Source organism: Leucobacter sp. (genome assembly GCF_053528595.1).
In genome coordinates this window covers 1-22,743 of record NZ_JAIVPF010000096.1, presented here as the reverse complement: position 1 = coordinate 22,743, position 22,743 = coordinate 1, and the positions used below count along the sequence as shown (strand labels likewise).

The window sequence follows — 22,743 nt, the reverse complement described above, 5'->3', positions numbered from 1 at the left end:
ACGCCGCGCACCTTGCGGCGCCGACGACACGGGAGGCGTGCATGACTCCGAATCACTCCGGCGCCGGCGGGTTCCGAGAGGACTCCCGGCTCTATCATCCGCCCCAGCACCACTTCCGGGGCAGCCTCGGTCGCTTCGCCACCGGCGTCGCGGTGGTGACCTTCCGCGGACCCGCGGAGGAGTACCGCGGGATCACCATCAACTCGTTCACCTCGATCTCGATGGACCCCCCGCTCGTGCTGGCCTCCATCGGCCTCACTGCGCGATCGCACGACGACCTCAAGGGTCGCCCCTTCACCGTGAACATCCTCGGGGCGAGCCAGCAGGCCCTCGCGAGCCAGTTCGCCGGACGCCCCGGTTCGGCCGAACCCGCCTGGATCGACGGAGAATTCGCACCCCGGCTGGGCGGAGCGATCAGCTGGTTCGAGTGCCTGCCGTGGGCGGAGTACCCCGGAGGCGATCACACGCTCTTCCTCGGGGAAGTGCAGAACTACGACTATCACCGCGGCGACGCGCTCGGGTTCGTGGGCGGGCGGTTCACCACCATTCCCGAGTTCGACGGCGGCCAGGAAGACCTCTTCTGAGACCGGGCGGCGACCGCCACCAGCGGCGCCGCGGGTCTCGACCGACACTCAGAACGGAGCGTGCGCGATGGGCATCCGCACTGGACAGCAGTACCTCGACCGGCTCAACGAACGACGCGCCGAGATCTACCTCGACGGCGAGCGGATCACCTCGGACAGCGCGGAGCACCCGCGCCTCGCGCCGAGTGCGCGGGCCTTCGCCCGGCTCTACGACCTGCAGCACGATGCGGCGCACCGCGACGTGCTCACCTTCGAGTCGCCCACCACGGGCGACCGCGTCAGCACCTCGTTCCTCGTCCCCCGCTGCGAGGCCGACCTGGTGCGGCGGCGCGAGGCGATGTCGCTCGTCGCCCGGTCCTCGCACGGCTTCCTGGGCCGCACGGGCGACTACATGAACAGCGCGCTCGCCGCGCTGTCGAGCGCACGCAGCTTCTTCGCGCAGGCCGATCCCGTATTCGGCGAGCGTGTCGAGCGCTACGCGGAGTACGTGCGCGAGAACGATCTGCTCACAGCCCATGCGCTGCTCGCGCCCCAGACCAACCGCGCCGACGCCGCGGGCGAGAACGCGGGAGATCCGCGCATCGCCGCCCGGATCGTCGAGGAGCGCGAGGACGGCATCGTCGTGCGCGGGGCGCGCATGCTCGCGACCAACGCCCCGATCGCGGACGAGCTGCTGGTCTTCCCCTCGACCGTGCTGCGAGGCGGACCGCAGGACGCGCCCTACTCCTACGCATTCGCGGTGCCGACCGACGCCCCCGGCCTCAAGCTCTACTGCCGCACGCCCCTCGCCACCGGGGCCGGTGCGCTCGACGAACCGCTCGCCGGCCGCTTCGAGGAGCTCGACGCGTTCGTCGTGTTCGACGACGTGTTCGTGCCGAACGAGCGCGTCTTCCTGCTCGGCAATCCGCGCCTGCGCAACGAGTGGTACTCGGGGACCGGGGCCGGCGCACTCATGACCCACCAGGTCGTGTGCCGCACGCTCGCGAAGACCGAGTTCTATCTCGCGCTCGCCGCCGAGGTCGCCGACGCGATCGGCATCGAGCAGTATCAGCACATCCAGGAGGACCTGGGGGAGCTCATCACCTACGTCGAGATCGAGCGCGCACTGCTGCGCGCGGCCGAGGCCGACGGCTCGGTCGGCGAGGACGGCGTCTTCCTGCCGCGGTGGGGCACCCTCAACGCGGCGCGCAACTGGTATCCGAAGAGCGTGTCGCAGCGGCTTCCCGAGATCATCAGGAAGTTCTCCGCCTCCGGGCTCATGGCGCTGCCGGGAGAGCGCGACCTCGAGAACCCGCGGGAGAGGGAGGACCTCGACCGCTATCTGCAGGGCGCGCGCATCGATGCCGAGGCGCGGGTGCGCCTCTTCAAGCTCGCGCTCGACGCATCGGTGTCGGGCTTCGCCGGGCGAGAGGGCCTGTACGAACTCTTCTTCTTCGGCGATCCTGTACGCATGAAGACGGCGCTCGTGAACGGCTACGACTTCGCGCCGGTGCGGGAGCGCCTCGGCGAACTCCTGCGCTGAGCCCCGCGCGGGGTGCCGCCGCATCCGGCGGTTCGGCATCCGCATCCCCGCCGCTCCGATCATGAAGGAGGAATCCGTGACCGAGGACCTGCTGCAGCGCGCCGCTGCGCTCGCGCCCGAGCTCGTCGCGCTGCGCCGCGCGTTGCACCGCGATCCGGAGGTCGGCTTCGAGCTGCCGCGCACCCGTCGGGCGGTGCTCGAAGCGCTCGCCGGCCTGCCGCTCGAGATCTCCACCGGTGCGACCATCGGGTCCGTGACGGCGGTGCTGCGCGGCGCCCGGCCCGGCCCGGCCGTGCTGCTGCGCGCCGACATGGACGCTCTGCCCCTCGAGGAGCAGAGCGGCGTCGAATTCGCCTCGACGAACGGTGCCATGCACGCGTGCGGCCACGACCTGCACGTCGCCGGCCTCGTCGGCGCGGCGCGGCTGCTGTGCGGCATGCGCGAACAGCTGGCGGGCTCGGTCGTGTTCATGTTCCAGCCGGGCGAGGAGGCGGGCGGCGGTGCGCCCATCATGATCGACGAGGGAGTGCTCGACGCGGCCGGCACCCGGGTCGAGGCCGCCTACGGCGTTCACGTGCTGCCGGGAGTGCCCGGCAGCTTCCGCACGAAGGCCGGCCCGCTCATGGGCGGTGCGAACCTGTTCGAGGTCACGGTGCACGGACGCGGCGGGCACGGCTCGCGCCCGCACGAAGCCGTGGACCCGGTTCCGGTGCTGGCCGAGATCGTGCTCGCGCTGCAGAGCTATGCGACCCGCAGGCTGGCGCCCGGCGACCCGGCGGTGATCTCGGTCACGAAGCTCTCGGGAAGCAGCGCTGTGAACATCATCCCGGACTCGGCGTCGCTGGGGGCGACGGTCAGAACGCTCTCGCGCGAGGCGCTCGAGCAGCTCAGGGAGGATCTGCCGCACTTGGCCCGGCGGATCGCCGAGGCTCACGGCTGCCGGGCCGAGGCGCGATTCACGGTCGTCTACCCGGTCACGGTCAACGACGCCGTCGCCGCGCACGGAGCCCTCGACGTGCTGACCGAGCTCTTCGGCACCGAGCGGGTGGAGGAGCTCGATGCTCCGATCATGGCCTCCGAGGACTTCTCCTTCGTGCTCGACGAGGTTCCCGGCGCGTTCGTGTTCCTGGGCGCCACGCCGCCGGGCATCGACCCCGCCGCGGCCGAGATGAACCACTCTCCCCGGGCGGTGTTCGACGACGCGGTGCTGGGGGATCAGGCCGCCGCGCTCGCGGCTCTCGCGCTCCGGCACCTCGGCTCCGAGTGATCCACCGCTCCCGGCGGGTTGACAGATCCGTCATCGGTGCGTAGGTTCATTAGTGAAGTAATGAACCACTGAGCCCGAGGATCCGCGGATCCCGCGGCTCGCCGAGAACGGAGGTGCCGGGTGTTCGACGACACGCGCCCCATCTTCCTGCAGCTCGCGGACCGCATCGCGGATGACGTGCTCCGAGGGGTGTACGAGGAGGAGCAGCAGGTGCCCTCGACCAACGAGCTCGCGGCGTACCTGCGCATCAATCCGGCTACCGCGGGCAAGGCGCTCAACCGGCTGGTCGACGCGGGCGTGCTCTACAAGAAGCGCGGCATCGGCATGTTCGTCTCCGCGGGCGCGAAGGCGCTCATCGCGGGTGAGCGCCAGCAGGGATTCGTCGACCACTACATCGCCCCGCTCCTCACCGAGGCGCACGCGCTGGGGCTCTCGACCGGAGACATCGTCCGACTCATCGAGAAGGAAGCGAAGGAGTCAACATCATGACCGCAGCAATCGAGACACGCGGCCTCACCCGTCGCTACCGAGGCGCGACGGCGCTCGAAGACGTCACCCTCGAGATCCGCGAGAACGTCATCACGGGCCTCCTCGGCCGCAACGGCGCCGGCAAGACGACGCTGATGTCGCTCATCACGGCTCAGGATCGCCCCAGCGCGGGCGCCGTGCGCGTGCACGGGCACGACCCGTTCGAGCGGGCCGAGACCATCGAGCAGATGTGCTTCGTGCGCGACAACCAGCGCTACCCCGACGACTACACGCTGAAGCACGCCATCCGCGCAGCGGCGATCTTCTACCCCCACTGGTCGCAGCAGACCGCCGACCGGCTGATCGAGCTCTTCCGGATCCCGACGAAGCCCGTCATCAAGAAGTTCTCCCGCGGTCAGCTCTCGTCGCTCGGCATCGTGCTCGGCCTCGCCTCGCGCTCGCCCATCACCTTCTTCGACGAGCCCTACCTGGGCCTCGACGCCACCGCGCGGCACATCTTCTACGACGAGCTGCTGCAGGACTACTCGGCGCACCCGCGCACCGTGATCCTCTCGACCCACCTCATCGACGAGATGGACCGCCTGCTCGAGCGCGTCGTGATCCTCGATCGCGGACGCGTCGTGCGGCACTCCGACGTGGAGGAGCTGCGCGGCGGCTCGTACCAGGTGGCCGGCCGGGCCTCGGCGGTCGACGAGTTCGTGCGGGGCCGCGAGACCCTCTCGAGCCGCTCGATCGGCGGCCTCGGCACCGCGGTCGTGCAGGGCGTGCTGACCGGCGAGGATCGGGAGACCGCCGCGCGGCTCGCGCTCGAGATCAGCCCCGTGTCCCTGCAGGATCTCGTCGCGGCCTACGGCCTCGGCGAGAACGGGCAGGCCGACCAGAAGGATTCCGACTCCACCGCACTCACGAGTGCGCGCTAGACAGGGAGCACACCATGCACCGCATCCTCAAGGTGACCCGGCTTCACCTGAACAAGCTCAGCACCTACGCGAGCGTGCCGCCCATCATCCTGGCCTTCGTGCTCGTGGTGACCGTGATCATCCAGATCGCGATCCAGCGCGGCACCGGCGCCGACCCGACATCCGCCGAGTACATCGAGGGCGCGCGGTGGAACCAGGCGATCCTCTGGTCGCTGCCGGGCTTCCTCGTCTACTACGGCGTGCAGGCCGTCGCCACGACCTATCCCTTCGCGCTCGCGCTGGGCACCACGCGCCGCAACTTCATCCTCGGCACCATGCTCGCGAACGCCCTGCAGGCGGTCTACATCACGGCGCTGATGCTCGTGCTGCTCTGGATCGAGCTCGCCACCAACCACTGGTTCATCGGGATCTACGTGCTCGACGTGCACCTGACCGGCGCCGGGAATCCGCTGATCCTGGGCGCGAGCGCCTTCCTCGGCGTGCTCTTCTGCCTGACCGTGGGCGGCCTCTTCGCCGCGGTGTGGGTGCGCTTCGGCAACAAGGGGCCCGCCATCATGGGCATCGGCCTGGGCCTCGTCCTCGCGGTCACGCTGCTGATCCTCGCGCCGAACCTGGGCGAGATCTTCGCGGGCCTCACCGGCGCCGGGGTGGCGCTCGGGGTGATCGTCGTGATCCTCGTCTCGCTCGTCGGCACCTGGTTCGCGATGCGCCGCGCCTCGGTGCGCTAGGCGCTCCCCGCGGCCTTCGCCTCGAGCAGTGCGCGCTCCCGCTCGTTGCGGGCCAGGCCGGCGGCTTCGGCGAAGGCCGCGCGGGCCTCGGGGTCGCGGCCGCAGCGCAGCAGCAGCTCGGCGCGCGTCGCCGGGAGCAGATGGTAGCCGCGCAGCGATCCCGCGGCCTCGAGGCGGTCGAGGAGGGGCAGAGCCGCCTCGGGACCGCGCGCCATCGCCACCGCCCCGGCCCGGTTCAGCTCGACCACGGGTGAGGGTGCGATGCGCCCCAGCGCTTCGTAGAGCACCACGATGCGCTCCCAGTCGGTGTGCTCGATGGTCGGCGCGATCGCGTGGCACTCGGCGATCGATGCCTGCAGGGCGTAGGGGCCGCGCCCCCGCCCGAGGGCGTCGACCCGCTCGAGCGCCGCACGTCCGCGCGCGATCGCGGAGCGATCCCATCGCGTGCGATCCTGCCGATCCAGCTGCACCGGCTCGCCGGTCGGGGTCACCCGGGCCGGGAACCGGGCGGCGGTGAGCTCCATCAGCGCGAGCAGCCCCAGGGCTTCGGACTCGCGCGGGGCGAGGCCGACCAGCACCCGGGCGAGGCGCACCGCCTCGTGCGCCAGCTCGGGACGCATCCAGTCCTCGCCGGCGCTCGCGGTGTGGCCCTCGTTGAAGACGAGGTAGAGCACGCTCAGCACACCGGCGAGGCGCTCCGGGAACTCGTCGCGCCCCGGCACCTCGAACGGCACCCGCGCCGCCGCGAGGGTCTTCTTCGCCCGCACGATCCGCTGCTGCACGGTGGCGGTGGGCACGAGGAAGGCGCGGGCGATCTCCTCGCTCGTGAGCCCGCCGACGACCCGCAGCGTGAGCGCCACCTGCGCCTGCTGCGCCAGCACCGGGTGGCAGGCCACGAAGACGAGGCCGAGCACCTCGTCGTCGATCCGATCGGGATCCCACGGCGCGCCGTCCGCGGAGCCGGCCGTGCCCGCTGCGTCGCGCTCGAGATCCTGCGCGAGCAGCGCCATCCGCGCGTCGTAGCGCTCGCCGCGCCGCCAGTGATCCACCGCCTTCCGCTTCGCGACCGCGGTAAGCCAGGCGGCCGGATTGCGCGGCACGCCCGTGTCGGGCCACTGCGACAGCGCGTCGGCCAGCGCCTCCTGCGCGAGATCCTCGGCCAGCCCGAAGTCCCCGACGGAGCGCGTGAGCGTCGCGACGATCCGGGCCGATTCGATGCGCCAGACCGCCGCGATCGCGCGCCGGGTCTCCTCAGCGTCTCTCATGCCGCTGCCGCTCGCGGCGGTGCTGCATCATGTCGGGGCGCCCCTCGCCGGTGCTGCTCGTGCCCGGGCTCTTCGTGCCGCCGCCTCGGGTCGCGAGCGCTCACTCCGCCTTCCGGCCCGCGCGCGGGGCGCCGCGCGCCGCGCTCAGGCCTGCCCGCGTCGCGCACCGCCCCGTCCCGGCCGCTCGCCTCACTCCGCCGAGGTCCGCTCCTGGGCGCGGGCCTCGGCGTTCGCGAGGTGCTCCTTCTCCTTCTGCACCCACTCGTTGTCCTGCGGGAACTCGTCGATGCCCGGGATCCGGCGCACCTCGAGCTTGCTGCCCGGGCCGAGGGGGCAGCGCTTGGCCCACTCCTCGACCTCCTCCCGGGAGGACACCTCCAGGATCCAGAAGCCGTTGAAGAGCTCCTTGGTCTCGCCGTAGGGGCCGTCCGTGACGAGCGGCGGATCGGCCGAGAAATCGACGACGAACCCCTCCTCGGGCGGCGCGAGCCCGTCGCCGCCCGCCATGACGCCGGCCTTGATCAGCTCCTCGTTGTAGCGTCCCATGGCCTCGAGGATCTCCTCGAACGGCACCTCCTTCGACGCCTCGTACGCCTCGTCCGTGTCGCGCATGATCAGCATGTACTTCATGATGTTCTCCAATTCGCCGGGAGGGTTCTTCTCGACCCTCTCACTCAATACGTCGAATGGGAACCGCGTGGATCGACACCGCCCCGGAAATTTTCTCCGGAGCCCGCGACGAGATCCGGGCGAGCGGTTCCGTCTCCCACCCGCCGCGAAACGCAGAGCGGGAGCCGCGCCTCCGCTGCACTCCTTCTCGGACGGCAGCAGAGGGCGACTCCCGCTTCGGCGATCGCGCGGATCCGCTACGGACGAGCGGCCGGCTCGGGATCCCGGATCTCGTCGGGCGAGGGTCCGGAGCCGGAGCCCGCGGCCTCGGCAGCCGCCACGTCGTCGTTGTCGAAGGCGAGGCCCTTGCGGGGCGCGTCGTAGAGGTCGAGATCGAGGATCCCCTCGCGCTTCGCGACGATGGCGGGCACGAGCGCCTGGCCGGCGACGTTGACCGCGGTGCGGCCCATGTCGATGATCGGATCGACCGCGAGCAGCAGGCCGACGCCCTCGAGCGGCAGCCCCAGCGTCGACAGGGTGAGCGTCAGCATGACGGTGGCGCCCGTGGTGCCCGCGGTGGCGGCCGAGCCGACGACCGAGACGAGCACGATGAGCAGGTACTGCACGATCGTCAGCTCGATGCCGAAGAACTGGGCGATGAAGATCGCGGCGACCGCCGGGTAGATCGCGGCGCAGCCGTCCATCTTGGTGGTGGCGCCGAGGGGCACGGCGAACGAGGCGTAGCCGCGCGGCACACCGAGATTGCGCTCGGTGACCCGCTGCGTGAGCGGCAGCGTGCCGATCGACGAGCGGCTCACGAAGCCCAGCTGCACGGCCGGCCACACGCCCGAGAAGTACTGCCGCACCGACAGCCCGTGCGCCTTCACGAGCACGGGGTAGACGACGAACAGCACGATGGCGAGGCCGAGGTAGAGCACCGCGACGAACCAGGTGAGCGAGCCCATCTTGTCCCAGCCGTACTCGGCGACCGCGTTGCCGATGAGGCCGAGCGTGCCGATGGGGGCGATGCGGATGATCCACCACAGCACCTTCTGGATCACGGCGAGGGCCGACTCGGTGAGGCGGATGAACGGCTCGGCCCTCTCGCCGATCTTGAGCGCCGCGATGCCCACGGCGACGGAGATCACGATGACCTGCAGCACGTTGAAGCCGGGGCTCGCGGTGAGTGCGCCGGTCTCGAGGTCGGCCGAACCGCCCACCGTCAGGCCGAGGAAGTTGGAGGGGATGAGGCCGGTGAGGAAGTTCCACCAGGTGCCGACGGTGTAGGGATCGCCGGTCTCGAGCTCCGCCTGCGAGGCCGCGGCGCCCGGTCGCAGCACGACGCCGAGCGCGATGCCGATGGTCACGGCGATGAGCGCGGTGATGGCGAACCAGAGCAGGGTCTGCCCCGCGAGGCGCGCGGCGTTGGTGACGCGGCGCAGGCCGACGATGCTCGACACGATGGCGGTGAAGATGAGCGGCACGACGGCGGCGCGCAGGAGCGAGACGTAGCCGCCGCCGATGGTGGCGAGGGTGGCGTGCAGGCCGTTCGTATTGCCCTCGGCGTCGGGGCCGAGCGACATGGCGATGCCGCCGAGCACGAGGCCGAGCACGAGGGCGGCGAGGATCTGCCAGCCGAAGGAGGTGACCCACTTGGGCAGGCGGCGGGCCTGCTGCGGGGCTGCCGTGGTTGCGGACACGTTCGTGTTCCTTTCGGAGCGAGTGGAAAGAAGAGGGGCGCAGGATCCGCGCGCGCGGATCTCCCGCCCGACCGCGGAGCCACTGCGCCCGAGCCAACGAGTATCCTAACAAACTATTCGCCCAGATTATGCCTGGCATTGAGATTCGTCGATGCGGATCCGCTCGGTGCAGGTGCAGGTGCAGGTGCAGGGACAGGGACAGGCGCAGGTGCCTCTCATGCGTCGTCGTCCTGGGTGGCCCGTATCTCGTGCGCTGCGTCTGAGTGTGCGCAGATCGTCGGAACTCGAGGGGGATTCCGACGATCTGCGCACACTCAGCCGGGGGATCGAGGGCGCGGGCGGGGCAGGGGCACGGGGCGCGGGCGGGGCAGGGCGAGAGGAGGTGGATGCGGGGTAGGCTGAGGGCATGGCTGATTCTTCGTTTGACGTGGTGAGCAAGATCGACTCGATGGAGGTCGAGAACGCGGTCAACCAGGCCCGCAAGGAGGTCGAGCAGCGCTACGACTTCAAGGGCGTCGGTGCCGACGTGTCGCTGAGCGGCGAGTCGATCCAGATCAAGGCCAGCACCGAGGAGCGCGCGAACGCGGTGCTCGACGTGCTGCAGTCGAAGTTCATCAAGCGCGGGCTCTCGCTCAAGGCGCTCGACAGCGGCGAGCCGTACGCGAGCGGCAAGGAGTACCGCATCGACTCCAAGCTCAAGGAGGGCATCGACCAGGCGACCGCGAAGAAGCTGAACAAGCTGATCCGCGACGAGGCCCCCAAGACCGTGAAGTCGCAGATCCAGGGCGACGAGCTGCGCGTCAGCTCGAAGAGCCGCGACGACCTGCAGGCCACCATCGCGCTCCTCAAGGGGGCCGACGTGGACGTGGCCCTGCAGTTCGTCAACTTCCGCTAGCCCATGGCGGTCGCGCGGGGGACGGGGCGGTCGGGGATCCCGCGCGGGGCGCGGATCCTCGTCGGTGCGGTCGCGATCCTGCTGTGCGCCGGGGCGACCGCGTGCGCTCCGGAGCCCGGGCCGCCTCCCACGACCGCGACCCCCTCGCCGACGCCCACCCCGGATCCGACCACTCCGGCCCCGACGCCGGAGCCCACCGAGGAGCCGTGGGAGCGCTTCTCCGACCCGCGCTTCCCCCAGAGCTTCGAGGTGCCGCCGGACTGGGAGGTGCGGGAGATCCCGTCCGAGTACGCCGCGGAGGACCAGTACCAGCTCGAGGTGCTCGACGCCGCCGGCGCGGTGCGGCTCCATCTGCTGACCGGGGTGCAGGGGCTCGGGGGAGCCTGCACCGACGCGCTGCCCGTGCTCACCATCGAGGAGCTCGACAGCGAGGCGCTCGAACTGCCGGGCTATGCGCCGCCGGCGGACGCGGCACCTGTCGAATCGGTGCCGCCGCGCTTCGTCTTCCGCGCCGCACAGCTCGCGGATCGTGTCGTCACCAGCCTGTCGGTGTCGGACGATGCGCCCGCCCCCAGCTGCATGTACTACAACCTGCTGCGCGTGCAGGAGGGGCCTATGGCGTTCGCCGACGCGGTGCAGGTCGACGGCTCCGAGGCCAACCCCGCGCCGCCGCGCACCTTCGCCTCGATGGACGAGGCGCGCGCCTTCATGGGGACCGAGGAGTACACGACGCTCAAGCGCGTGCTCCTCTCGCTGCGACTGGCGCCGTAGCCGGGGAGACCGGCGCCGGGATCCGACGCGGGGGCGCGCAATAGACTGGCCCCATGATCGGAGAGAACCTGCTGGGCCCCGAGCCCACTCTGCTGGCCGAGGATCCCGCGGTGGCCGCCGCGCAGCAGCCGGGCGCGGATCCCGAGACCGTCGTGCGCGCGCACCCCGAGTCGCCCCTGGCGTGGGCGGTGCTCGCCGATATCGCCGACGCGGAGGGGCGCGAGATCGAGGCGTACGCCTTCGCCCGCGTGGGCTACCACCGCGGCCTCGACGCGCTGCGCAAGTCGGGCTGGCGCGGCGCGGGTCCGGTTCCGTGGAGCCACGTGCCCAACCGCGGCGTGCTGCGCGCGCTCTACGCCCTGCGTCGCGCGGCCGCGCACATCGGCGAGCAGAGCGAGGTGGATCGGCTCACCGAGTTCCTCGACGGCGCGGATCCGGAGGCGATCGAGCGGATCGAGGCTCCCGCGGGCTGAGGCGGCGCGGGCTCTTGAGCGGGGCCGTCGGCGGGCCTCGCTAGACTGGCTCGGTAACTGCCTAAGCCGAAGGAAGGGGCTGAGATGCCCGCAGTGCTCATCACCGGTGCCCAGTGGGGCGACGAGGGGAAGGGGCGAGCGACCGATCTGCTCGGCAGCCGTGTCGACTACGTCGTCAAGTTCAACGGCGGCAACAACGCCGGCCACACCGTGGTCGTGGGCGAGGAGAAGTACGCGCTCCACCTGCTCCCCTCCGGCATCCTCACCCCGGGTGTCGTGCCCGTCATCGGCAACGGCGTGGTCATCGATCTCGGCGTGCTCAAGCAGGAGCTCGATGCGCTGAGCAGCCGCGGCGTCGACGTGTCGAAGCTGAAGGTCAGCGCCAACGCCCACGTGATCACGGCCTACCACCGCACGCTCGACAAGGTCACCGAGCGATTCCTGGGCAAGCGCCAGATCGGCACCACCGGGCGCGGGATCGGCCCCGCGTACGCCGACAAGATCAACCGCGTCGGCATCCGCATCCAGGACATCTTCGACGAGAGCATCCTGCAGCAGAAGGTCGAGGCGGCGCTCGAGTTCAAGAACCAGGTGCTCGTCAAGATCTACAACCGGCGCGCCATCTCGCCCGAGGAGGTCACCGAGGACCTGCTGAGCTTCCGCGAGATGCTCGAGCCGATGGTGTGCGACACCGGGCTGCTGCTGCACGAGGCGATGCAGCAGGAGCAGACCATCCTGTTCGAGGCCGGTCAGGCCACCATGCTCGACATCGACCACGGCACCTACCCGTTCGTCACCTCCTCGAACGCCACCGCGGGCGGTGCCAGCACGGGGTCGGGCCTCCCCCCGCACCAGCTCGACCGCGTGATCTCGGTGGTCAAGGCCTACACCACCCGCGTCGGCGCCGGTCCGTTCCCGACGGAGCTCTTCGACGAGAACGGCGAGCACCTGGCCCGCGTGGGCCACGAGTACGGCACGACGACCGGGCGTCCGCGCCGCTGCGGCTGGTACGACGCGCCGATCGCGCGCTACGCCGCTCGCATCAACGGCGTCACCGACTTCGTGCTCACGAAGCTCGACGTGCTGTCGGGCCTCGAGACGATCCCCGTCTGCGTCGCCTACGACGTGAACGGCGTGCGGCACGACGAGATGCCGGTCAACCAGAGCGACTTCCACCACGCGAAGCCGATCTACGAGGAGTTCCCGGGGTGGACCGAGGACATCTCGGGTGCGCGCCGCTTCGAGGATCTGCCGAAGAACGCGCAGGACTACATCCTGGCGCTCGAGGCGATGAGCGGCTCCCGCATCTCCGCCATCGGCGTCGGCCCCGAGCGGGAGCAGGTCGTGGTGCGCCACGATCTGCTCGACTGAGAGGCGGCCGTATGAGCGAGCCGACGCCGCAGGAACGACTCGAGCAGCTGCGCGCCAGCATCGACAACATCGATGCCGCCCTGATCCACATGCTCGCCGAACGCTTCCGCTGCACGCAGGAGGTGGGCCTGCTGAAGGCCGACAACGACATGCCGCCCTCGGATCCCGCCCGGGAGGCGCGGCAGACCGCGCGGCTGCGCGCACTCGCCGAGGACGCGCACCTCGACCCCGAGTTCGCGGAGAAGTGGTTCAACTTCGTCGTGGCCGAGGTGATCCAGCACCACACCCGGCTCGCCGGCGAGGTCGAGTAGCCGGGGCCGCTTCGCGGGCTCGTGACCGGGCGTCTCGATGCGCCCCGGGGCCGGCCCCCGGGCCGGAGCCGGTCGCGCCCCCGATCCTCCCCGCGCGTTCCGGGTATTAGAGTGAGATCACCGGAGTGGCAGCCGGGATCTCGTGCGCCTCGAGGACCGATTCGCGGCGCGACCTCGTGACGGTGCCGTGCGTAGGTGGTGATGGATGTGGGAGCAGCCCGCGGCGACTGGCGCGCCCCTCGGGTGCCGGCGAGCGCGTTCCCCCGGCCGCGCCTGGTGGAGCGCTTGGCCTCCTGGCCCGACATCACGGTCGTGCACGGTCCGCTCGGCTCCGGGAAGACGACGCTGATCGCCTCGTGGGCGGCCTCGGTGGACACGCCGCTGCTCTGGTGCGAGCCGGAGGGCGGAGGGTTGCCGCTCGCCGATATCGAGGCGTTCGCCGCCGCTGAGGCCGGTGTGCTCGTGATCGATGCCGGGGAGCGGATCGACGGTGCGCACCTCGAGCGGCTCGGCGGGCTCATCGACCGCGCCCCGGGGCTGCGCGCGGTCGTGGCCACGCGGAGCGCCCGGACCGTTCGGGAGATCGCGGCGGCGTCCGACGCGGCGCTCGATGTCATCGGGCCGTCGGATCTGCGCGTCACCCTGGAGGAGCTCCGCGAAGCCGGCCTGCTCGACGACGACGCCGCCCGGCAGGAGCTGCTGCGCCGGTCGGAGGGGCTCGCGATCGCGGTGCGGGCCGAGGCGGATGAGGCACTCGGACGGGTCTCCGGCGCCCGGGAGCGACTCCGGCGCAGGGTGCACGGGGTGCTCGCCGAGCGCCCCGGACGCGCGGAGGCGTCGTACCGCGTCGCCCTCCTGCCCCGCGTCGACCGGGCGATCCTGGCGCTGTGGGGGATCCCGGAGGAGCTGCCCGCTGTGCTGGACGAGGCGGGACTCGCCGAGTGGGACGGCGACTGGCTGCGCCTCCACCCGTTCATGCGCAGCGTGCTCCTCGAGGACTCCGAGCGGAAGGTGCCGGCACCCGAGCGGCGGCGCCTGGTCGCCGCCGCGGTGCGCGGCTCGCTCATCGCGCGGGATCCGCTGCAGGCCCTGCGGGCGGCGTTCGAGCTGGACGATCCCGCCCTCGCGACCGAGGTCGTCTTCGCCAACATGATCGAGCTGTTGGAGACGCGCGACGAGACCTACGAGATCTTCACCGGTGTCCCGGCTGCCGGCCTCCGCGGGTATCCCGCCCTCACCGTCATGCTCGTGCTGCTCTCCAACATGGATCCGCGCACCCGGCCGCGCGCACTGCAACTGCTCTCCACGGAGTCCCTGTTCCAGCGGCTGCACCCCAACCGCGGCCTGCACCGGGAGCGCGTCGTCTACCGCGCGTTCGAGGCGGCCGCGCTGCGGCTGACGCCGTTCTCCGGGCGGGCGCTTCCGCTCATCCGGCGGGCGGCGCAGGATCTCTCGGCGCTGACGGAGGAGGACTTCGGCGCGCTGGGCCGCATGGGGCCGACTCTGCAGGTGCACCTCGGGATCGGCGCCTTCTACCTCAGGGATCTCGATCTCGCCCGGCGATGCCTGGAACTCGCGGATGCCGCGCACATCGAGGCCGGAAGGGCCGACCGGGTCGACCCGCTCTCCCTGCGCGCCGGCCTCGCGGCACTGAGCGGAGAGCTGCCGCTCGCGCGGCGGCTGCTGGCCGAGGCGGACGCGGCGGAGTGGCCCCCGGGCTGGCGGGAATCCAGCCCGGCCGACTTCTTCAACCTCGGCATGGCGGTGCTCGCCCTCGAAGACGGCGACCCGAGCGCCGCGGAGCGCTATCTCGCCGAGGCCGGGCCGATCGCCGAGATCGTCGAGCACTGGACGCTGTACGCGCTGGTCCGCGCGCGCCGCGATCGTCTCGCGGGCGAGGTCGATGCCGGGCTCCTGCGGCTCGCGCGCCTCCGTGAACAGCGGGGTTCCACGCCCGGAACCGCGATGGCGCGCGGTCTGCTGGACGCGGCGGAGGCCGACCTCCGCCTCGCCGCCGGGGAGCCGAACGCCGCCCGGCGGATCGCCGCCCGGTCCGCGAAGCACAGCTCGTCGTGCCGCCTCGCCCTCGCGCGGGCCGAGCTGGCGCTGGATCGCCCTGCCGCGGCCGCGGTGCAGGCTCAGCGGGTGCTCAAGGCCCCCTCCCCGACGCCGCGGAACCGCCTCGAGGCCGAGCTGGTGCTGGCCTGCGCGGCGCTGCGGGCCGGACACCGGCGGGATGCGGAGACGGTGGCGAGGCGCATCGCCGAGCTGATCCGGGCTGCGGGCCTGCGTGCCCCGCTGCGCGCCGTCGCCGCGCGAGATCGGGACGCCCTGGGCGAGACGCTGCTCCGAGCGGGCGTCGCGCCCGCGATCGTCTCGCTCATGGGCGCCGAGGCGGAATCGTTCGAGAGCGTGGAGGCGCCCGTGGCGAGCCTGACCCGTCGTGAGCAGGCGGTGCTCGCGGCGCTCGCCGAGACCGGCGCGCTGGACGAGATCGCAGCGAGGCTCTTCGTGTCGCGCAACACCGTGAAGTCGCAGTTGAGCACCGTCTATCGCAAGCTCGGGGTGTCCTCCCGCGAGGCCGCGCTCACCCGTGCCGCGGTGCTGGGCCTGCTGGAGGAGCCGGCGGTCTGAAGCGCCGGCGGTCTGTCGTTCCGGGCTGCTCCTCTCAGCGCTCCGCGCGTCGGCCGGGCGCGGGAACGAGTGCGGCGGCCCTCCCTCCCCGGCCTGCGGCCGCCTCGCGGGATTGGCCAAAGGGTGAAGATCAGGGTGAATTATTCGACCTTTGTCTAGGTCCTTGACCCATACCTCCGGTTGGATAACGGAGGGGAAATAGCTCTGACGTGGGGACAGCGAGCTATTGGCGGTCTTGTCATGCCAAGGAGAGGGAGCGGAAGTCATCGTGCGAAAACGAGCTTTCAGACGTGCAATGAGAAGTGCCGGGAGGTGGATCGCCGGAGGGCTCGCCGTAGCCCTGTTCGGCGGTGCTCTGGTGGTCGGCGGAGTCGGAGCGGCTCCGGCCCAGGCGGTCGGGACGAACCCCGACGTCGAGATCTCCAACATCAAGCTGACCGACCCGGATGGGAACGAGCTCACCGGGCAGCTCACGGTGAACGACGAATTCACCATCACGGGCGAGTGGGACGCGACGGACGCGAACCCGCAGCCGGGGGAGACGTTCACGCTCGGCCTGCCGGACGTGTTCGACTTCGTGCTGCCCGCACCGCCGATCGACCTCACGGGGCCGAACGGCGACGGCGAGATCGTCACCTGGGCGAGCTGCGTGCCCGACAACGGCACGGGAGTGCTCACCTGCACCTTCACCGAAGCGGTCGAGGGCTGGGACGAGATCCGCGGCACCTTCCAGTTCGACGCCCGCGCGGTGCAGGAGACCACCGAGGAGCAGGTCGAGTTCGACCTCAACGGCGTCTCCGGCGTGGTGGAGCTGCCCGGCGAGGGCGGCATCGACAGCGGCATCACGCTCCCCGACGAGGTGTCGAAGTCGGGCGTGATGAACGGCAACAACTGGTCGATGACGTGGACGGTCGACATCCCGGGCGCCTCGCTGGTCGCCGCGGGGGGCAGTGTGGCCCACATCACCGACACGCTGGGAGCGGGCCACGAGTTGTGCGACCCCACCGGATTCATCGTGCAGACGGTGCGCGGCGACACGGTCGTCAACGTGACCGAGCTCGCGGAGTTCGACGGCGCGCCGGGGGACACCTCGTTCGGCATCGACCTGAACGCCCCCGAGGGCGGCTTCGACGCCGGGGTCACCTACCGCATCAAGTACCAGACCTGCACCCCGGACGGCAACATCGATCCGGCGGGCACCGTCTACACCAACTCGGCCGAGATCGAGGGCTGGGGCGAGGCCGGCATCGGCATCGGGCAGGTCACCAACCGTCCCTGGCACCAGAGCGTGGCGAAGTCGGGCTCCGTGCTCGGCGGCACCGAGCGCAACGGGAAGATCCGCTGGACCGTCACGGTTCCGGGCAGCGAGCTCGTCGGCAAGAACAGCTTCACCCTCGCCGAGTCGCTCGGCAGCGGACACGAGGTCGGCGCCGACACCATCAGCGGCCTCACGGTGCACGAGCAGTACGGCCCGAGCGGCGATCGCCGGAGCGAGGTCACCGACGAGCTCGAGCGCACGATCAACTCGCAGAGCGGCAACGCGTTCAACGTCACCTTCGCGATCGAGAACACCGAGGACTTCGCGTTCAAGACCTCGGACTGGCGCTACATCATCACCTACTACACGTACGTGACGAGCGAGGAGCTGCCCGAGGGCGGCACGGTCTACGCGAACTCCGCCTCCGTCGACGGCCAGGTCACCACGGGGACCGCCGAGGTGCCCGGTCGCAGCTACGCCAAGAGCGGCAACCTGAACACCGCGGCGAAGACCCTCGACGGGGTCGAGCACTCGGCGTTCACGACGCTCGACTGGACCGTCACGATCCCCGGTGAGCGGGTCGACGGCCTGGAGGAGCTCGTGCTCGAGGACGTGCTCAGCGAGACCCACGGCGTCTGCGTGGCGGGCGATCCCAGCGAGGGGCTCGAGGCGCGTCTGGGCCTGAACGTGCGCGTGCTCGATCAGATCTCGGGCGGCGGGCTGACCCCGAACCCCGCGAACCTCACCGACCTCACCGTCGCCGAGATCGACGGGCAGACGCTGACGCTCACGATCGGGCAGCCGGAGGGCGGCGAGTTCGATCGCGACTACCAGTATGTGATCTCGTACACCACCTGCACCACGAGCGGCGGCATCGACGCGCGCGGCACCGAGTACACGAACCAGATCACCGGATCGGGCGTCGACCGCTCGGGCAAGGTGACCATGAACTACTCCGGTTCGGGTACGGGCACGGGCGTCGCCAAGGGCTCGGTCGCGGTCTCCAAGAAGATCACGGGCGCCGGCGCGGCCTTCGTGCCGGACGGCACGACCTTCGACGTGCAGGTGCGCGAGTTCGCTCCCGGGGCCTCGACGCCGGAGAACACCTACACCCTCGCGGTCCCGCTGAACGGCGAGGCCGTGAGCGGGCACTTCCAGCGCGGCAACGGCTGGACGATCGAGCTCTCCGAGCCGACCTTCCCGACCGTGCCCGGCGTGTCCTTCGGCACACCGCGGTTCGCGGAGGGCGAGGGCATCGTGCTCAGCGAGGACGGGACCGTCGCCACGGCGTCGATCAGCCCGCGTTCGAACGTCGCCGTCGAGCTGACGAACGAGGCGCAGCTCGGGCAGATGCAGATCGCGAAGGTGATCGAGGGCACCGCGGCGACCCACCCGAACGCCCTGGAGCAGGAGTTCACCTTCACCGCGGCGATCGACGTGAGCGGCCTGGGGAGCAACGTCCCCGCGCAGGCCGATCGCACGTTCACGCTCAAGGGCGGCGAATCGGAGACGCTGGAGAATCTGCCGATCGGGGCCGTCGTGACGGTGACCGAGGCGCAGCCGGCCGATGACGACACGCTCACCTGGGCGACCCCCGTCGTCTCGCCGAATCCGGTGACCATCACCGCGGATCACGTGGCCACCCCGGCGGCGGTGACCGTGACGAACTCGGCCTCGCGCACGGTGGGCACCTTCTCGCTCTCGAAGCTGGTGACCGGCGATCAGGCCGAGAACCCGGCGGTTCCCGGCGCGGTCTCCGTGACGGCGAGCTGGCAGGAGGAGGGCGGCGAGCCGCAGACCGAGGAGCTGACCGTTCCGACCGACGGCACCCCCGTCGCGTTCGGCCACGACCTGCTCATCGGCACGCAGGTGACCCTGACCGAGACGCCCCTCGTGGACGGCTCGAGCATCGCCTGGGGCGCACCGGGCTGGAGCGGCACGAACGTCGCGGCCGGCGAGGGGAACAGCGCGATCGTGACGATCGGCCGCACGGCCGACGCTGCGGTGGTGCTCGAGAACCACGCCGCCACGTCGGTTGCGGGCATCAGCCTGCTGAAGGTGCTCGCCGGCGAAGCCGTCGCCGATGTGCCGGCCGACGCGGAGTTCCCGGTCACCGCGACCTGGGAGGACGCCGACGGCGAACCGCAGTCGCGCGAGCTGCTCATCAATGCGAGCGAGCCGACGCCCCTGGGCGTCGACCTGCCCGCGGGCACCGTCGTGACGATCACCGAGGGCGATCGCCCCGCGATCGACACCGTCGACTGGGGCACGATCTCCTTCGGCGGCACGGGGGTCACCGATGCCGGAGACGGCTCTGCGACCGTGGTGGTTTCCGAGCAGCAGGACGACGTGACGCTCGTCTCCGTGACGAACGAGGCGAACTGGACCGCCGGTACGTTCTCGCTCTCGAAGCAGTTCGACGGCATCCTGGCCGATGACGCCGACGTGCCCGACACGGTCGAGGTCACCGCGACCTGGAACATCACAGAGGGCGGCGAACTGGTGCCGCAGTCGAAGACGCTCGTGGTGCCGACCGACGGCAGCTCGGTCGAGTTCGGCGAGGATCTCCCGGCGTTCACCGAGGTGACGCTGTCGGAGGCCAAGCCCGCCGAGGGCAGCCGCTTCACGTGGCTCACCCCGGTCTGGAGTGCCGACGACCATCTCGTCGTGCACGAGGACGGCACCGCCACCCTGACCGTGCAGCCCGCGGGCGCGCACGAGCTCCTCCTCACCAATGGCGTACTGGCATCGGTGGGCAGCCTCGAGCTGACCAAGATCGTCAGCGGTTCGGGCGAGGGCATGGTTCCGGAGGACACCGCCTTCGAGATCATCGTGGAGTGGACCGATCTGCTCGGCGAGCAGCAGCGGCGCGAGGTGACGGTCACCCCGGAGGAGTCCGTCGCGATCGACGGCTTCCCGATCGGCACCGAGGTGACCCTCACGGAGAAGGCCGGGAAGAACCCCGCCGGCGCCGAGTGGGTCGGCGCCGAGTGGAGCGCCGGGAGCGAGGGCATGACCGTCGACTCCGACGGCCGTACCGCGACGGTGACGGTGAGTGCCGAGGCGCTCGCGTCGGCCGGGCTGGTGCTCGACAACGAGTACCGGGATCGTGGCGATGTCGGGGGCACCGGCGGTGAGCGCGGCGATGGCCTGAGCACCACCGGCGCCACCGTGGGCGGGATCGTCGCGGCTGCGGCGCTGCTGCTCGGCCTCGGTGCCGCGGTGCTCGTGCTGCAGCGCCGCACCCGCAAGCGGGCGTAGCGCGGATCGCTGCGGGGCGGTCGGGGGGCACTCCGGCCGACCCGCGGCATCGGCGGCGACCCGCGAGAGCGCGCCCCTTCTCGATGAGGGGCGCGCTCTCGCGCATTCCGGTCCGGACTGGACTTTCATTCGAACATATGTTCGAATGAGTGCGTGAGGTGGAGCGGTCAGAGCGTAGGGGCGACGTCGGGGGCGGCGCTGCCCGGCCTCGAGCTGGGCGAGGTCGCCGCGGTGCCGGGGCACCTGCGCACGGTGCGGGCTCCCGAGTTCGCCGGGCTCGTCTTCCACGAGGTGCTCGCGAAGAGCGCCCTCAACCGGGTGCCGGGCGAGTCGTCCATGCCCTTCTCGTGGACCATCAACCCCTATCGCGGCTGCTCCCACGCCTGCGTCTACTGCTTCGCGCGGGGCTCGCACCGGTACCTCGACCTCGACACCGGTCGCGACTTCGACTCGCAGGTCGTCGTCAAGGTCAACGTGGCCGAGGTGCTGGGACGCGAGCTCGCGAAGCCGTCGTGGTGCGGCGACGCGGTGGCGCTGGGCACCAACACCGACCCCTACCAGCGGGCCGAGGGCCGGTACCGGCTCATGCCCGGGGTCATCGGGGCGCTCGCACGCGCGCGCACGCCGCTGTCGATCCTCACGAAGGGCACCCTGCTGCGGCGCGATCTGCCGGTGCTCGCCGAGGCGGCGGAGCGCGCGCCCGTCGAGCTGGCGATGTCGATCGCGGTCGCCGACCCCGATCTGCAGCGATCCGTCGAGCCCGGCACGCCGAGCACGCAGGCGCGGCTCGCCACCGTCGCCGCGGCGCGCGATGCGGGCTTCGCACCCGACGTGTTCCTCATGCCGGTGCTGCCCGGACTCACCGACTCGGCGGCCCAGCTCGAGCCCCTGCTGCGAGACATCCGCGATGCGGGAGCGCGCTCGGTGATGTACGGCCCCCTGCACCTGCGCACGCACGTGAAGCCGTGGTTCCTCGCCTGGCTCGAGCGCGAGCACCCGGAGCTGCTGCCGATGTACCGCTCCCTCTACCCGGGCAGCGCCAGCCGCGCCCCGCAGGCGTACCGCATGGAGCTCGCCGCTCGAATCCGCCCGCTCATCCGGCGCTACGGTCTGGAGTGGTCGGGTCGGGATCGCGCCCCGCGCGCGCCCTCGCCGCCCGAGCGGCGTCTCGCGGCGGCCGTGCCGGGCGATCCCGCGCCCACGCTCTTCTGAGGTCTGGTCGAGGCGGGAGCGGCTCCGATCCGATCCGCGCGGCCTACGCCCCCCGGGCCGCGCGGGCGATCGAGATCGCCGAGAGCACGCGCTCGCGCAGCGCGTTCCCGCGCTCGGCGAAGATCCGCTGCCGCCGCACGTACTCGCGCTTGCCCGCGGCCGTCTCGACGGGAATCGGGAGCAGCGCTTCGCCTGCGGCGCCCGTGTATCCCGTGACGTCGTAGGGCGAGGCCTGCATGTCGACCTGGCGGATATCGCGGGCGAGCTCGAAGCAGTCGAGCAGCAGCTCGCCCGGCACGATCGGGCCGAGCTTCGCGGCCCACTTGTAGACGTCCATGCCGGCGTGCAGGCACCCGGACTGCTCCATGCCGGGCTGGTTCTCCCGCGTCGGCCGCAGCGCGTTGAGCGGTGCGGCTTCGGCGGTGAAGAAGCGGAACGCGTCGAAGTGGCTGCAGCCGATCGGGTGCGTCTCGACCACACGATCGGTCGCGGCGTGACCGATGCGCAGCGGCAGCGCCGCGTGCCGCAGCTGCTCGGGAGTCATGCGGTAGACCATGGCCCACTCGTGCAGCCCGAAGCAGCCGTATCTCGGGGTGCGCCCGAGTGTGGCCGCGAGCAGCTGCTCCACGTAGTCGACCGTGCCGCCCCGCTTCGCGAAGAACGCGGCCGCGTCGACGGCGGCGTCCGCGGGCGAGCCGGCCACCGCCGCGTAGTAGCGCCAGGATTCTCGCTGCCGGGCGGCCTCCTGCAGCGTCGCGCCTGCTCCGGGATGCCAGCGCCGCAGCTCGTTGGGCCTCACCGAGTAGTAGGTCCAGAGGAAGTCCTCGACGGGGTGGGCCTCGCCCCGCCGCCGGCGTTCTCGGTGCGCCGCGGTGAGGACGTCGGCGCGGCGCTCGTGGGCGATCTCGCGTGCGCGCCAGACCTCCGGGGCGAGCGTCGTCGTCGACGTCCCCGCTGCGGGAGCCGGTGCCGAAGCCGCCATCGTCGCCCGTTCCGGCGCCGCGGACGGGCGGGCCGGGGCGGCGTCGAGAGCGGCAGGAGTCACGCGGAGAGTGTACCGCCGGGAATCGTCGCGGAGCTGGGCCGGCTGGCGGAGGCCGGGCCGGGATCCCGATGCGGCCGGCGGCCGCGCCGCGGCCCGGCCGGGACCGCGCGGCGCCGCCGCGATCCTCGGCCCCGCGAAGGTTTCACCCGCTTCTTCACCCTCGCGAACCTCCACGGGAGCCGTGCGCGCACTACGGTTTTGAAGGTATGCATGCGCGCGCCCGGGGAGCGCCGCGCGTGAGACAACCGGGATGGGCCGTGGGGGACGGGCCGTGGGGAACGTAAGGGAGCAGTATGCTCAAGGGATCACGCGCGCTCGGTCGTGCTCGCAAGCTGTTCGGGATGATCGCGGCGACCGCGGTCGCCGCGATCATCCCGAACAGCTTGCGAGCACGACCGAGCGCGCGTGATCCCTTGAGCATACTGCTC

At 71.4% G+C, this 22,743-nt stretch carries 18 protein-coding genes; 14 read left to right on the top strand and 4 right to left on the bottom strand.

The window, feature by feature from the left end:
• The first annotated feature begins 41 nt into the window (after nt 1–41).
• The 6 genes from ACWKZU_RS18870 (at nt 42) to ACWKZU_RS18845 (ending at nt 5,510) form a co-directional block, all read left to right on the top strand.
• On the top strand, nt 42–584 hold the full coding sequence (locus ACWKZU_RS18870; protein ID WP_449283882.1) for a flavin reductase family protein: 543 nt from the start codon (nt 42–44) through the stop codon (nt 582–584).
• Nucleotides 585–651: 67 nt separating this feature from the next.
• A complete protein-coding gene (gene hpaB / locus ACWKZU_RS18865) occupies nt 652–2,106 on the top strand; it encodes a 4-hydroxyphenylacetate 3-monooxygenase, oxygenase component (RefSeq protein WP_449283881.1) in 1,455 nt (484 codons plus the stop codon).
• 76 nt (nt 2,107–2,182) lie between these two features.
• On the top strand, nt 2,183–3,373 hold the full coding sequence (locus ACWKZU_RS18860) for a M20 metallopeptidase family protein (RefSeq protein WP_449283880.1): 1,191 nt from the start codon (nt 2,183–2,185) through the stop codon (nt 3,371–3,373).
• Between the two features lie 120 nt (nt 3,374–3,493).
• A complete protein-coding gene (locus ACWKZU_RS18855; RefSeq protein ID WP_449283879.1) occupies nt 3,494–3,862 on the top strand; it encodes a GntR family transcriptional regulator in 369 nt (122 codons plus the stop codon).
• On the top strand, nt 3,859–4,782 hold the full coding sequence (locus ACWKZU_RS18850; protein ID WP_449283878.1) for an ABC transporter ATP-binding protein: 924 nt from the start codon (nt 3,859–3,861) through the stop codon (nt 4,780–4,782). The genes ACWKZU_RS18855 and ACWKZU_RS18850 overlap by 4 nt, the downstream gene beginning before the upstream one ends.
• A 14-nt stretch (nt 4,783–4,796) precedes the next feature.
• Nucleotides 4,797–5,510, top strand: coding sequence for a hypothetical protein (locus tag ACWKZU_RS18845; protein WP_449283877.1), 714 nt, complete (start codon nt 4,797–4,799; stop codon nt 5,508–5,510).
• Here ACWKZU_RS18845 and ACWKZU_RS18840 read toward each other — a convergent pair.
• From ACWKZU_RS18840 to ACWKZU_RS18830, 3 genes are all read right to left on the bottom strand, one after another.
• Nucleotides 5,507–6,775 carry an RNA polymerase sigma factor gene (locus tag ACWKZU_RS18840; protein ID WP_449283876.1) on the bottom strand — a complete coding sequence of 423 codons (1,269 nt, stop codon included), beginning with the start codon at nt 6,773–6,775 and terminating at the stop codon, nt 5,507–5,509. The genes ACWKZU_RS18845 and ACWKZU_RS18840 overlap by 4 nt on opposite strands.
• A gap of 189 nt (nt 6,776–6,964) precedes the next feature.
• A complete protein-coding gene (locus ACWKZU_RS18835; protein WP_449283875.1) occupies nt 6,965–7,405 on the bottom strand; it encodes a YciI family protein in 441 nt (146 codons plus the stop codon).
• A gap of 236 nt (nt 7,406–7,641) precedes the next feature.
• On the bottom strand, nt 7,642–9,084 hold the full coding sequence (locus ACWKZU_RS18830) for a dicarboxylate/amino acid:cation symporter (protein ID WP_449283874.1): 1,443 nt from the start codon (nt 9,082–9,084) through the stop codon (nt 7,642–7,644).
• 406 nt (nt 9,085–9,490) lie between these two features.
• Here ACWKZU_RS18830 and ACWKZU_RS18825 point away from each other — a divergent pair, with 406 nt between their 5' ends.
• From ACWKZU_RS18825 to ACWKZU_RS18790, 8 genes are all read left to right on the top strand, one after another.
• Complete coding sequence (locus tag ACWKZU_RS18825) at nt 9,491–9,979, top strand: YajQ family cyclic di-GMP-binding protein (RefSeq protein WP_449283873.1); 489 nt, start codon at nt 9,491–9,493, stop codon at nt 9,977–9,979.
• A 3-nt stretch (nt 9,980–9,982) separates the two neighbouring features.
• Entirely contained in the window at nt 9,983–10,750 is a 768-nt protein-coding gene (locus tag ACWKZU_RS18820; RefSeq protein WP_449283872.1) for a hypothetical protein, read from the top strand.
• Between the two features lie 53 nt (nt 10,751–10,803).
• Nucleotides 10,804–11,223: a DUF3151 domain-containing protein gene (locus ACWKZU_RS18815; protein ID WP_449283871.1), complete on the top strand. Its 420-nt coding sequence runs from the start codon at nt 10,804–10,806 to the stop codon at nt 11,221–11,223.
• 84 nt (nt 11,224–11,307) lie between these two features.
• Entirely contained in the window at nt 11,308–12,594 is a 1,287-nt protein-coding gene (locus ACWKZU_RS18810; protein WP_449283870.1) for an adenylosuccinate synthase, read from the top strand.
• An 11-nt stretch (nt 12,595–12,605) separates the two neighbouring features.
• On the top strand, nt 12,606–12,905 hold the full coding sequence (locus ACWKZU_RS18805; RefSeq protein WP_449283869.1) for a chorismate mutase: 300 nt from the start codon (nt 12,606–12,608) through the stop codon (nt 12,903–12,905).
• Nucleotides 12,906–13,106: 201 nt separating this feature from the next.
• Nucleotides 13,107–15,539 (top strand): LuxR C-terminal-related transcriptional regulator, encoded by a 2,433-nt coding sequence (locus ACWKZU_RS18800; RefSeq protein WP_449283868.1) that lies wholly within the window; start codon nt 13,107–13,109, stop codon nt 15,537–15,539.
• 295 nt (nt 15,540–15,834) lie between these two features.
• Nucleotides 15,835–20,058 (top strand): DUF5979 domain-containing protein, encoded by a 4,224-nt coding sequence (locus ACWKZU_RS18795; RefSeq protein WP_449283867.1) that lies wholly within the window; start codon nt 15,835–15,837, stop codon nt 20,056–20,058.
• A 153-nt stretch (nt 20,059–20,211) separates the two neighbouring features.
• A complete protein-coding gene (locus tag ACWKZU_RS18790) occupies nt 20,212–21,270 on the top strand; it encodes an Rv2578c family radical SAM protein (RefSeq protein WP_449283866.1) in 1,059 nt (352 codons plus the stop codon).
• Nucleotides 21,271–21,313: 43 nt separating this feature from the next.
• Here the strand turns inward: ACWKZU_RS18790 and ACWKZU_RS18785 are convergent, their stop codons facing one another.
• Entirely contained in the window at nt 21,314–22,252 is a 939-nt protein-coding gene (locus tag ACWKZU_RS18785; RefSeq protein WP_449283894.1) for a 3-methyladenine DNA glycosylase, read from the bottom strand.
• Between the last annotated feature and the right edge of the window lie 491 nt (nt 22,253–22,743).

Bases quoted from the DNA above. Each gene is read 5' to 3' on its own strand.
- ACWKZU_RS18870 (WP_449283882.1), top strand. From the start codon at position 42: ATGACTCCGAATCACTCCGGCGCCGGCGGGTTCCGAGAGGACTCCCGG.
- ACWKZU_RS18825 (WP_449283873.1), top strand. From the start codon at position 9,491: ATGGCTGATTCTTCGTTTGACGTGGTGAGCAAGATCGACTCGATGGAG.
- ACWKZU_RS18845 (WP_449283877.1), top strand. From the start codon at position 4,797: ATGCACCGCATCCTCAAGGTGACCCGGCTTCACCTGAACAAGCTCAGC.
- ACWKZU_RS18795 (WP_449283867.1), top strand. From the start codon at position 15,835: ATGAGAAGTGCCGGGAGGTGGATCGCCGGAGGGCTCGCCGTAGCCCTG.
- hpaB (WP_449283881.1), top strand. From the start codon at position 652: ATGGGCATCCGCACTGGACAGCAGTACCTCGACCGGCTCAACGAACGA.
- ACWKZU_RS18840 (WP_449283876.1), bottom strand. From the start codon at position 6,775: ATGAGAGACGCTGAGGAGACCCGGCGCGCGATCGCGGCGGTCTGGCGC.
- ACWKZU_RS18810 (WP_449283870.1), top strand. From the start codon at position 11,308: ATGCCCGCAGTGCTCATCACCGGTGCCCAGTGGGGCGACGAGGGGAAG.
- ACWKZU_RS18820 (WP_449283872.1), top strand. From the start codon at position 9,983: ATGGCGGTCGCGCGGGGGACGGGGCGGTCGGGGATCCCGCGCGGGGCG.
- ACWKZU_RS18835 (WP_449283875.1), bottom strand. From the start codon at position 7,405: ATGAAGTACATGCTGATCATGCGCGACACGGACGAGGCGTACGAGGCG.
- ACWKZU_RS18815 (WP_449283871.1), top strand. From the start codon at position 10,804: ATGATCGGAGAGAACCTGCTGGGCCCCGAGCCCACTCTGCTGGCCGAG.
- ACWKZU_RS18805 (WP_449283869.1), top strand. From the start codon at position 12,606: ATGAGCGAGCCGACGCCGCAGGAACGACTCGAGCAGCTGCGCGCCAGC.
- ACWKZU_RS18785 (WP_449283894.1), bottom strand. From the start codon at position 22,252: ATGGCGGCTTCGGCACCGGCTCCCGCAGCGGGGACGTCGACGACGACG.
- ACWKZU_RS18850 (WP_449283878.1), top strand. From the start codon at position 3,859: ATGACCGCAGCAATCGAGACACGCGGCCTCACCCGTCGCTACCGAGGC.
- ACWKZU_RS18800 (WP_449283868.1), top strand. From the start codon at position 13,107: ATGGATGTGGGAGCAGCCCGCGGCGACTGGCGCGCCCCTCGGGTGCCG.